The 3,270-nt window shown below is 38.8% G+C and carries 2 protein-coding genes and 2 pseudogenes; 2 read left to right on the top strand and 2 right to left on the bottom strand.

What is annotated here, in order from left to right; all coding sequences use genetic code 11:
* Positions 1–309 precede the first annotated feature (309 nt).
* Positions 310–408 (top strand): annotated as a pseudogene (locus EI164_RS17205) (resolvase); the annotation flags it as partial.
* Positions 409–416: 8 nt separating this feature from the next.
* Here EI164_RS17205 and EI164_RS15270 read toward each other — a convergent pair.
* The gene (locus EI164_RS15270) at positions 417–1,298 is read right to left on the bottom strand and encodes an IS982 family transposase (RefSeq protein WP_089111072.1); all 882 of its coding nucleotides are present in this window, start codon (positions 1,296–1,298) and stop codon (positions 417–419) included.
* A gap of 209 nt (positions 1,299–1,507) precedes the next feature.
* Here EI164_RS15270 and EI164_RS15265 point away from each other — a divergent pair, with 209 nt between their 5' ends.
* A complete protein-coding gene (locus EI164_RS15265) occupies positions 1,508–2,845 on the top strand; it encodes an FAD-dependent oxidoreductase (RefSeq protein WP_089111068.1) in 1,338 nt (445 codons plus the stop codon).
* Between the two features lie 78 nt (positions 2,846–2,923).
* Here EI164_RS15265 and EI164_RS15260 read toward each other — a convergent pair.
* Positions 2,924–3,205 (bottom strand): annotated as a pseudogene (locus EI164_RS15260) (glutathione-disulfide reductase); the annotation flags it as partial.
* Positions 3,206–3,270 lie beyond the last annotated feature (65 nt).

Below are 3,270 nucleotides of genomic sequence, written 5' to 3'. Positions count from 1 at the left end.
GTCTCTTTATTTTAAAGGCTTTATACTTACTTTTCCAGATTAGGGACACGCCCTAATCATTTAGGTATGTACGGATAGGACGTTCTTTATTAAAAAAAGCAGGATCTTTTTTAATGCGTCCAACCATTTCATCAACTTATACCTCAACGGAGCCACTTCAACCCCTTATCATTAGTCTATACCTAAAACATAAAACCTTTAAATAATAATTTATCTATCATTAGACTTGTATCTGATATTAAATGATAGCAATCTCTTGCTGTTATCAATGAACATTAATTATTAAGTCTAAGTAATAGAGGTAGCGTTATGACCGTTCGTATTTATGTGAGAGCCAGCACTAAGGATCAAGACGCTACCAGAGCATTAGCTGATTTGGTGGCTTTCAGTACAAGTTATGATGATAAACCCCACTCTCAACTTGAAATAAGCAACTCAAACTGAAGTGGGGGATTACCTAACTGTTTATTGATTACAAAGCAGAAGTTATGAGCCAAGATTTTACGCATAAATCTGTGGGATAAATGCCATAAATCTCTCGCTCTCACCTTTTGCATATTAAACCGCTGTGATAACTGACCAATCACCGTCTCAATATTGCGACGAGCATTTTTAAGACGATTAAGTACACTGATTGGTCGTTTATCGGGCATATTTTTTCTAAGCGGTGTTTGCAAATCAACACATCGCTTAAAGCAATACTCAGATAAATCAGGGCTAATATAGCCCATATCTGCACCTAACAAGCCTTTGATATTATCAAGCATATCAGGTGCCACTAATCTTTCATCTATTCTGGCAGAGGCAAAGGTAAAATTGGTTATCATGCCCGATAGATTAATGAGTAAATGTCCTTCAAAGCCGAAATATTTTTGTTGCTTTGAGGCGCAGTAACTATAACTACCTTCGTATTTGAAGGTTTTATACCGATACGCTCTGGCATATTGGCATACAGGAATGGGAAAGCCATCGATAAAATGAATGTTGTCTTGTCCATACTGTTTAACGATATGCTGTTGTATCAAAGTTTTTACCTGTAACAAATTGACGCACTGCTTGGCAAAGTTGGGATATGAGCCTATTTGTGGAAACCATGTTTGCCAATGCTGTTTAAAATACTGATGGATTTGTGAGTCGGTGTCCATCTGTAAAAACTCACCCACTATCTCCATGGTAATAATTTCACTGTCGGTTAGCTTTGGTGCATATCCGCCTTGTCTTAGCCGGTTTGTTACAATCTTTTTGTAGTAGTCATCTACCATTAGATAGATTTTAATGATAAATTCGTCGATGGGCATGGCTTGTTCTCTAATCTTTTTGGTCATTGATTAAAGTTTAAGTTCATGCCTTTTTTGTTTCAACCCCGCTTAAAAGTGTTGAGAGTGGGGTATTAATATGTTAAATTTTATTAATAAAATTGCATATCTCTACTATATCATTACACTATGGAGCAAGTTCTATTTAATCATAAAACTTATAATCAATCATAAAAACAGAGGGGCTCACAGTGACCATAAAACACATCGAACATCTGATTATCGGCTTTGGCAAAGCAGGTAAAACTCTGGCACAAGCTTTAGCCAAGACAGGCAAATCCGTGATTTTAGTGGAGCAGTCCGCTACCATGTATGGTGGTACCTGTATCAATATTGGCTGTATTCCCTCAAAAAAATTAGCCTTCTTAGCTTATGGTCATGACGTACAACCATCACTTGCTCAAGCAGTTAGCAAAAAGAACGATTTAATTGATAAACTTAATCATGCCAACTTTGAGAAAGTTGATAGTCTAGATAATGCCGAAGTGATTACAGGCAAAGCCAGTTTTATTGATAATAAAACCGTGCAGGTCGTCACCGATACTGACACATTGACCATCACTGCTGATTATATTTACATCAATACAGGGGCGTATAACTGGCAGCCGCCGATTGATGGGTTAAAAGACAGCAAATTTGCCTACGACAGCACCCGTATCATGCAACTAACCGATTTACCAAAACAGCTCGTTATTATTGGTGGTGGCTATATCGGGCTAGAGTTTGCCTTTATTTTTGCAGGGTTTGGCAGTGAAGTGACGATTTTAGAAACAGGCGATACCTTTTTACCACGAGAAGATGAAGATATCACCAAAACTTTACTCGCTATCATGGCAAAACAGCATATTACAGTCAAAACTAATCAGCAAATCAAAAAAATAAGCGATAGTGGACAGCAAGCCACAATTACCACCGCTGATAGCGAACTGCATGCCGATGCGATTTTGGTTGCTACAGGCCGCAGAGCCAATACCGAAGGGCTAAACCTTGAAAAAGCGGGCATTGAGCTTACCGATAAAGGTTATATTGCTGTCAATGAAAAATTACAAACCAACGTGCCGAATATCTATGCGATGGGCGATGTGGCAGGCAGCCCCCAATTTACCTATATTTCGCTCGATGATTATCGTGTAGTTAAAAGCCAAGTATTGGGCGATGGCAGTTACACCACCAAAGACCGTACTTTCCCTTATGCGGTGTTTGTCAATCCGCCACTTGCTAATGTCGGTATGACCGCAAAAATGGCAAAAGATAAAGGTTATGACATTAAAACCGCCACACTAGATGCAGCAACTATTCCTAAAGCCAATATCTTAGAACAAGCTGATGGGCTGCTTAAGGCCGTAGTAGATGCTAAAACTGATAAAATCTTGGGTGTGCAACTGTTGTGTGCCGAGTCGCATGAATTGATTAACTTTATGGATTTAGCAATCCGTCAAGGCTTAACCTACCAGCAGGTGCGTGATCATATTTTTACCCACCCTAGTATGAGTGAAGCATTGAATGATTTGTTTGCTGCTATCAACTAACTGTTTTATAGCGAGGTTAGACGTTGCTTATAACGGCTAACCTCATTTACTTTCAATATTCACTCACTTTATATCCGCTTAGTTAAAACTTAAAAATTCTTCTGCACTTGTTGGATGAATGGTAAATGTCTCTTCTAAATCTGCTTTAGTAATACCAACTTTCATTGCCAAAGCAAATCCTTGTAAAATTTCATCCACATCTGACCCGACGGCATGAATGCCCACCACGGTCTCATCGCGACCTGCACAGACAATTTTAACTGTCGATGATGTTATATCATCGTGTGCAACCGCACGAAACATGGGCATAAATTTATTAGTGTAAGTTTTTACATTTACTTGACCATGGGCTTTAATCGCCGCTGACTCACGGAGTTTTTCAAGGTAGTTGTCACCATCAAGCTAAATTAAGCGGCTTGTAATCT

Origin of the sequence: Psychrobacter sp. FME13 (assembly GCF_014861395.1) — a bacterium.
GTDB lineage: Bacteria > Pseudomonadota > Gammaproteobacteria > Pseudomonadales > Moraxellaceae > Psychrobacter.
Note: the sequence above shows the minus strand (reverse complement) of the source record. Positions and strands in the feature narration are given on the sequence as shown.